We start from the raw sequence: 8,527 nt of genomic DNA, 5'->3' as shown, positions 1-8,527 counted from the left end.
GAATATGACACTGTTACTATATTTAATAAGGTAAAAAATGCGCAATTAGATGATTTTAAGGGTTTTTTATCGAATATTATGTTGAAAAGTGTTGACGCTAGGAAGAAAATATAGGAAATAAGTACTTATAGAATTGAGTACAGTATTATTTTAATTCAGGGATTGGATAGGAATGACAAATCGAAAGATTTCACTGCGATTTACCGTCGGAGGAATGTTTTTACTTGCAACAATATTAACAGCCATAGTTGCAGTATCTTTGCAGTATTATTTCAGCAAGAAAATGGCAACAGAACATACATTGTCGAAATTAACAATGGCGTCAGAAGAACTTAGTGATTTTATGGGTTCGATTGATTCTGATGCGGCTAATACCGTCCGTTTACTTTCTTCTGTTAACCGCTCAATCAGCAATCAACTCACTAAGACAGAAATTAGAACGATTTTAGTTGAAGCTATTAAAGATCACCCTCTTTTCTATAGTATTTATATTGGTTCTTCGAATGATAATTTTTTTCAAATTATCAACTTAGAATCTTCCCCCAAAGTAAGAGATAAAATACAAGCGACATTCGAAGACCGCTGGGTGGTGATAGACATTCAAAATCTTCCTGAAGGTCGGATTCGAAGTACTGAATTTTATGATGCTAATTTTAACCTTCGTGACCGAGTCACAGAATCCACAAATTATTTACCCACAACCCGCCCTTGGTACATTGCGGCTAATAAAAGAATGGTTGAAAAAACGCAGCCATACTTATTCCAGCACTTGCAAATTACAGGGCAAACTTACTCTCTAGCTTTCCTTTCTAAAAATGATAAAAGCACCCAACACGTAATTGGTATTGATATCGTTTTGTCTTCAGTTTCAAATAAAATGTCAGCGGACGCTTTAGGTTTAGAACCGGACAGTAAAGTAGAGTCTTACCTTTACTCTGAGTCGGGGAGTATCATTGCAACTAATCAAGTGTTAGAAAATCAAGATACGATTCCATCGGCTACCAAAATTTATTTGACTAGTGATCAGCAACAAATAATTGCAGAGACTGGCGCGTTATTGATGTCGAATAAAAACGATTGGGGTCCAATGGATTTCTCTGTATCAGGTCAACCGCAGGGTTACGCGATCGATTTACTGTCCATTATTGAAACGATGTCGGGCATAGATATTGAATTTGTGAATGGCTTCTCATGGAGAGATCTGGCGAATAAATTCAAAGAAGGCGAGTTAGATGCTCTACATTCTATCCAGAATTATTCCAGTAACGGAGTCAAAGGGCTTTATACGGATCCCATTTTTGAACTGCCGTTTTCAGTTGTGACGCGTTCAGATTCAGCACTGGTTTCAAATTATGCGGATTTAGAGTCTAAAAAAGTCGCCATTCTTTCTGGTTGGTCGATCATCGAACAGTTAAAAAAGGATTTCCCAAATATTGAGTTAGTTGAGTTTCCCAGCCTTGAAAGTGCATATGACTCCGTAGAAAAAGGAGAGTGTGATGCGGTTCTTGATGTCAAACCTGTTTTGGCGTTTGCTCTAGAAAGGTATTTTCATACAGGTTTAAGAATCAATAATGTTCTTCAAGATTTAACTGGTCCTTACTCAACAAAGTTCCATATCGCTTTAAGACCCGAACACGCTGCTTTACTCCCTATCATCAATCATGCAATTCGTAATATCACTCCTGAGCAAATATCGGCTTTAGAAGATAAATGGTTTAATCATGGCTCTGCGGATAAAAACCAAATGGTGCCTTACATTGAACTGTATAACATGGCTGAAACGGCAACAGCTAAAGGGGAAATGATCCAAGTCGAGATCAATGGAAACATTAAGCACCTATATTTAAAAGCGATTCCTAGAGACGAGAATAATAGTGAGTACTTTGCTGTTGTCATTCCTGAGAAAGAAATCTATAGCACAGTGACAAAAAGGGTTACGACTTCTATTGGTGTAACGGTTTTTCTCATGTGTTTGACCTTACCTGTTGCTTGGATATTTGGTGCGCCAATCGTAAGACCGATCAAACAGCTAAGAGAAGAAACCAGCAAAATTAAAAAACGCGATTATGACAATGTTGAACTGGTTGAAACGCGGATTAAAGAGGTATGGGAACTCTCTTCTGCTATCCAAGATATGGCGGCAGAGCTTAAACAACATGAACAAACTCAAGAAGAATTTGTTGAAGCGTTTATTAAGCTCATTGCACAAGCTATCGATGATAAATCTCCTTATACTGCAGGGCACTGTAATCGTGTTCCTGAGCTTGGAATGATGCTAGCGGAAGCGGCGGAGAAGTCGAAAAAAGGCTCATTTAAAGACTTTAGTTTTGCAAATGATGAAGAGAGACGTGAATTCAGAATTGCCGCTTGGTTGCATGACTGCGGGAAAATCACGACTCCTGAACATATTGTAGATAAAGGGTCTAAACTAGAAGCGAACTACAACCGTATCCATGAGATCAGAACTCGTTTCGAAGTGTTGTGGCGTGATGCTGAAATCACAGCATTGAAAGGTTTGATAGAAGGTACGGCGAGTAAAGAACAAATCGAATCTGATTTGAAACAAACGCATCAAAAACTGACTAGTGACTTTGAATTCATCGCGACTTCCAACGTGGGAGGAGAATTCATGAGTGATGATAAAGTCGACAAGATTAAACAAATTGCTGATATTACTTGGCTACGAAATTTTGATGATAATTTAGGTTTGTCACCGATTGAAGAAATGTCGCGAAGCAAGGCAAAGCAAGATTATCCAGTAGAAGAGAAACTACTGTCAGATAAATCTGAGCATATTATCCATAGAACAAGAACATCGGATCTCGATCCTAGCTTTAATATCAAAATGGAAATGCCTGAGCATCAATATAACTTGGGTGAAGTCTATAATCTGTCTATTGCACGAGGCACTTTAACGGCTGAAGACAGGTTTAAAATTAATGAGCACATGATCAGTACTATCAAAATGTTAGAGAACTTACCGTTCCCTAAAGAGTTAAGCAGGGTACCTCGTTATGCTTCAACACATCATGAAACACTCAAAGGGACGGGTTATCCACGTAAGCTGACTGCGGAAGACCTATCTGTACCTGAGCGCGTGTTGGTTATCGCCGATATTTTTGAAGCGCTAACCGCTTCAGATAGACCTTATAAGAAAGCGAAACCTATCAGTGTTGCAGTGGATATCATGCACAAAATGGCGCTGGATGAACATATGGATATTGAGTTGTTTAGGTTGTTTCTAACGAGTGGCACACACATTAAATATGCTCAAGAGTACCTAAAACCAGAACAAAATGACCATGTAGATATCGATAAATATCTGGGGTGAAGCTATCAGTGAATACAATCTGAGCAAGGACGCTTGGGTCACTAAAATAAACTTGATGACAATATTGTAATCTATAAGTTTGTTATATATGGTATGTAATTCTGATGAGTTCAGAAGCAGGTTATAACAATATAAACATGGACGTAAGGCTATATGGATAAAGTCTATAGAGAGAATAAAAAAATTTCGATACGGCTTACTGTCGGAGGGATGTTCATCCTTGCGACAATTATTACCGCAATGCTGGCAATATCACTTCAATATTATTTTAATAATAAATTGGCGACAGAAAATACGCTCACCAAATATTCTATTATTGCGAATAATATCAGCGACTATGTGACAGATTCGGACGGTGAAAGTAGTTACACAACACAATTGCTTGCTTCTATATTGAAGGCGACCGACTCAGAGCTTGATCGTGTCACTATGCGAAATATTTTTTCTGATGTACTAAAAAATAACCCTCAAGTTTATAGTGTTTATATTGGTGGGCAGGATGAAAACTTCTATCAACTTATCAATCTCGAATCTTCTCCTATTGTCCGTGAAAAAATTAATGCTGCTCCTCAAGACCGTTGGGTTGTTATTCATATATTTAATGAAGGCGAGAAACGTTTAAAACAAACCCATTTTCTCGATGATCGTTTTGAAGAACGACATATGACCTCTGTCGATAGCAACTACTTCCCAACGGAGCGTCCATGGTATGAAGGCGCATCTAATGAAGTTTATAAAACTCAGCCTTATTTGTTTCAACACTTAAAAATAACAGGTCAAACTTTTTCGATTGAATTACCAAAATACCAACAAGTACTTGGTGTTGATGTGCTGCTATCTTCAATGTCAGACAGAATGAAGTCGATATTAGAAAGTTCAGGACCAACCACAGGCGTTGAAGCTTTTGTATTTAGACGTAATGGCGAAGTAATCGCGACCAACCTTGCACCTGACTATTCTGACAACATGCCAGAAGGGAATGCACTAGAGCTTACTGAAGAACAAAAAGCACTGGTTAGCCGCACACGTTCACTGAAAGTCTCTAACCAAAATGCTTGGGGCCCAATGGATTACGCTATTTCCGGTGAACCAAGAGGTTATGCGGTTGACTTGCTTAGCGAACTATCTAAAAGAACTGGCTTGAAGTTTGAGTTTATCAATGGTTTTACTTGGAATGAACTACTCCAGCAATACACTGACGGTTCGTTAGATATATTGCATTCATTGCAGAATAATAACCAAGGTTATGCGGTAGGGGAATTTAGTGATCCGATTTACCATTTACCCTTCGCACTAGCCGCTAAGAAGTCTTTTGGTGACATTGATTCGTTAAGTCAATTACGTGACAAAAAGTTGGGAATTTTGGCTGGTTGGTCAATTATCCCTAAATTCCGCCGTCTTTATCCAGATATTGAATTGGTTGAGTTCTCGACAGTCAACGGTGTAATTGACGCGCTAAAAGCTGATGAAGTCATTGCTTTCATTGATACCTCTGCTATTTTGCAATCTGCTGTTCAGCAATACTTTCTGACTGATATGAAGGTTAACCAAGGCATTGCTGAGTTAGATAACAATTTCCCAGCGGCTTACCATATTTTGATGCAGTCTCAGGATAAAGAGATTGTAGATATCATCAATTTGGCGATTTCGAATATTACTCCAGAGCAACGCCAGTATTTAGATAACAAATGGTTAAACCTGAAGAATAAACAAGCAAAAGAAGACATGAGACGAGTTCCGTATTTGGAATTGTATGAACTCGCCCACTCAGACTCTACTCATGGGCAACTACTGAAGCGAAACGTATCTGGTGTAAATAAATACATCTACATCAAGCCGACCAGAGATCACGTGAATGGCGAGTATTTTGCTGTGTTGATTGCCGAGAGCGTAGTGTTGGCTCAAGTGATGGATAAAGTAACAAAATCAGTGCTTATTACCGGTGCTTTCTTGTTGTGCTTGCTGCCTTTGGCATGGCGTTTTGGTTCTCCTATTGTTGATCCGATTAAAGACTTAATCGGTCAAACTCAGTTGATCAAAAATCGTCAATACGAAGAGGTGAAACAGTCGGATACCCGTATTTCAGAAATTTGGGAATTGTCGGCTGCGATTGTGGAAATGTCGAAAGAAATCAAGCGTCATGAAGAAGCACAAGAAGCGTTTGTTGAAGCCTTTATTAAACTTATCGCTCAAGCGATCGATGATAAGTCTGCGTACACGGCAGGGCATTGTAATCGAGTGCCTGAACTTGGTCTTATGTTGGCTGAGGCAGCTGAGAAATGTGACTCCGGCATTTTTGAATCCTTCAAGTTTGAAAATGATGACGAACGCCGTGAATTCAGAATTGCAGCTTGGCTACATGACTGTGGCAAGATCACCACACCAGAACATATTGTGGATAAAGGCAGTAAGTTAGAAGCCAATTATAACCGTATCCACGAAGTGAGAACTCGTTTTGAAGTGTTATGGCGTGATGTAGAAATAATTGCTCTTACCAAAAAGCTTGAAGGCATTGAGGCGGTAGAATTGATCGATGCAGAGCTAAAGGCTAAGCAGTTACAGTTGAAAGAGGACTTTGAATTTATCGCTACATCGAATGTTGGTGGTGAGTTCATGAGCAATGACAAGGTGGTTCGAATTAAAGAGATTGCTCAGATCACTTGGGTGAGAAACTTTGATGATGCACTGGGTTTATCCCCAATTGAAGAGCTAAATAAAGTCACGCATTCATCTTTACCTGCTATTGAGCCACTTCTTACAGATAAACCTGAACATATTGTTAAACGTGATCGCCCACTTGAGTTTGATCCTAAACATGGCATCAAAATGGATGTACCGGAACACCTTTATAATATGGGTGAAGTGTATAATTTAAGCATCGCTCGTGGCACGTTAACACCGGAAGATCGCTTTAAAATCAATGAGCATATGCTTAGCACAATCAAGATGCTTGAGAACTTACCATTCCCGAAAGAATTGAGCCGAGTTCCTCGCTATGCTTCAACGCACCATGAAACATTAAAAGGGACAGGTTACCCACGTAAACTAACGGCGGATGATCTTTCTATTCCTGAGCGTATCTTGGTTATCTCTGACATATTTGAGGCGTTAACAGCCGCTGATAGGCCGTATAAGAAAGCCAAACCGATAAGTGTTGCGGTCGATATCATGCATAAAATGGCGCTGGATGAACATTTAGATATTGAGCTTTTCCGTTTATTCTTATCAAGTGGTACTCATGTTCGATATGCACAGGAATATTTGAAGCCAGAGCAAATTGACTTTGTCGATCTTAACAAATATATGGGAGCCGTCGCGAAAGTGAGCTGAGCTCAAACTGCTAGTTAAGACCGGTCTAATTGAGCTTTTACAAGCGCACTTTATCGTGCGCTTTTTTATTGTCTGAGAGTCTCGTATGTATTAGAGCTATAAATGAGAGAAATAATGTGTGCTTTAAGAGCCGTTATGTATTCATGAAGATAAAATGTCACCGCAATATTGTTCAATAAATACGATTTCATCTTAGTTATTGTGGGTAACGAAGTCGGTCAGTGTCGAGTTTAGCTCTCATGCTTAGTTCTTATGCTTAGTCTTGTTCTAATTTTTAGATCCTGACTATTTAAGACTAAGACTAAGACTAAGACTAAGAGCAAGACAGCTATGGTTTGACTGCTTAAGGCGACATCCAGATTACTAATTAACAAGCCAAGGAGTATTAATGGAACAACTTATCATTGCAATGTCAGCTTTTGCTATTGTTGGCGCAATTTCACCAGGTCCTGTTAACTTGGTAGCGACCAGCACAGCTGCAAATTATGGGTTCATGAAAGCGTTAATGTACGTAACAGGGGCAAGCATCGCTTATAGCGCAGTTGTATTTGTATCGGGCCATTTATTGAGTTCTCTAGTTGATTTGATCCCTAACTTAGCGAAAGGCATGCAAATCACAGGCAGTCTATTTCTACTCTACTTAGCGAAACAAATAGCTACCGCTCCTTTCCAAAGTGTTAGCGAAGTAGAGCAAACTAAAGCTCCGAGTTTACTGCATGGTGCGGTGATGCAATGTATCAACCCTAAAGCTTGGTTAGTTGCTATGTCTGGCATTAGCTTATATGTTGTAGGACATGATTCAGTTCAACTTCAACTGGTCATTTTTACGGGGATCTCTCTGGCGGCTTGTTTTATTGGTGTTTCTTCATGGGCTGCTATAGGTCATGTTATTCGCCGATTTTTGCAGTCAGAAAAAAGGCAAAAACGATTTAATCAAACCATGGCAATGCTCTTAGTTGTGTCTATTTCGAGTATTTGGGTTTAACGGTGACAAGGAATAGCGGTGACAGGGAATGGCAAAGGATAATTCAGTTGCGTTTAAACAAAGCTCGTTATTACCTCAAATTGAAATTCGAGTAGCAAGTGATTCGAAGGCTTGTTACGAAGCGCACTCACATGATGAGTTTTCTTTTGGAATAATCAATAGCGGGCAGGCTGCATATACCAACCTCGGAAGCCAACATAGTATTGGCGCAAATGATGTAGTTACAATAAACCCTGCTGATGTCCATTCCTGTAACCCTGAGCAGGGTCACTGGTCTTATTCCATGTTGTTTGTCGATAGTCTTTGGATGGGAAAGGTTCAGCAGCAAATCTTAGATAGCACAAGCCATGACTATTTTGCTTTTGAAAATGACTTTGAAAGGCGCACTGACCTGCAGCGACAATTTCAAGCTTTGTACCGGAGCCTTATTTGTGGAGAAAGTGCACTTGAAGCTGAATATCAATTATTCGAATTTATACGTAAAGGCTTTACGCTTTCAACTAAGTCTAAAAATAGCAAAGTGTTTACCGCTCCTCATCTTTCAAGAGTGAAAGAAAAACTTATTGATAACCTCGACTCTAACTTGTCTTTAACCGACTTATCCCAAGAAATTGGAGTCAGTCAATATCACCTAATTCGAACTTTTAAGCAGTATTACGGCTTATCCCCACATGCGTACTTATTGGATGAAAGGATTAAGCGAGCAAAAGAGATGCTCAAAACCGGACAAACAATTGTCGACACTTCAAATCAATTAGGTTTTTCAGACCAGGCGCATTTTCAACGCAACTTTAAGAAGAGAACTGCTGTTACACCAAGGCTTTATCAATCATTCTTCCAATAAATACACTTTTCATATTCCACTCTTCAACACTACTACC

General features: G+C 39.3%; 4 protein-coding genes. All 4 read left to right on the top strand.

Features of this window, described 5'->3' with window-relative positions:
* Positions 1-172: 172 nt before the first annotated feature.
* The 4 genes from F0226_RS06275 (at position 173) to F0226_RS06260 (ending at position 8,490) form a co-directional block, all read left to right on the top strand.
* Positions 173-3,331, top strand: coding sequence for an HD domain-containing phosphohydrolase (locus tag F0226_RS06275; protein WP_171734842.1), 3,159 nt, complete (start codon positions 173-175; stop codon positions 3,329-3,331).
* Positions 3,332-3,484: 153 nt separating this feature from the next.
* Positions 3,485-6,661, top strand: coding sequence for an HD domain-containing phosphohydrolase (locus tag F0226_RS06270; protein ID WP_171734841.1), 3,177 nt, complete (start codon positions 3,485-3,487; stop codon positions 6,659-6,661).
* 388 nt (positions 6,662-7,049) lie between these two features.
* Positions 7,050-7,646 (top strand): LysE family translocator, encoded by a 597-nt coding sequence (locus F0226_RS06265; protein ID WP_171734840.1) that lies wholly within the window; start codon positions 7,050-7,052, stop codon positions 7,644-7,646.
* Between the two features lie 28 nt (positions 7,647-7,674).
* Positions 7,675-8,490 (top strand): AraC family transcriptional regulator, encoded by an 816-nt coding sequence (locus F0226_RS06260; RefSeq protein WP_171734839.1) that lies wholly within the window; start codon positions 7,675-7,677, stop codon positions 8,488-8,490.
* Positions 8,491-8,527: the final 37 nt, after the last annotated feature.

Origin of the sequence: Vibrio sp. 99-70-13A1 (assembly GCF_013114625.1) — a bacterium.
GTDB lineage: Bacteria > Pseudomonadota > Gammaproteobacteria > Enterobacterales > Vibrionaceae > Vibrio.
Note: the sequence above shows the minus strand (reverse complement) of the source record. Positions and strands in the feature narration are given on the sequence as shown.

Excerpts from the sequence above, each read along its gene's own strand:
- F0226_RS06275 (WP_171734842.1), top strand. The coding sequence starts at position 173 with ATGACAAATCGAAAGATTTCACTGCGATTTACCGTCGGAGGAATGTTT.
- F0226_RS06270 (WP_171734841.1), top strand. The coding sequence starts at position 3,485 with ATGGATAAAGTCTATAGAGAGAATAAAAAAATTTCGATACGGCTTACT.
- F0226_RS06265 (WP_171734840.1), top strand. The coding sequence starts at position 7,050 with ATGGAACAACTTATCATTGCAATGTCAGCTTTTGCTATTGTTGGCGCA.
- F0226_RS06260 (WP_171734839.1), top strand. The coding sequence starts at position 7,675 with ATGGCAAAGGATAATTCAGTTGCGTTTAAACAAAGCTCGTTATTACCT.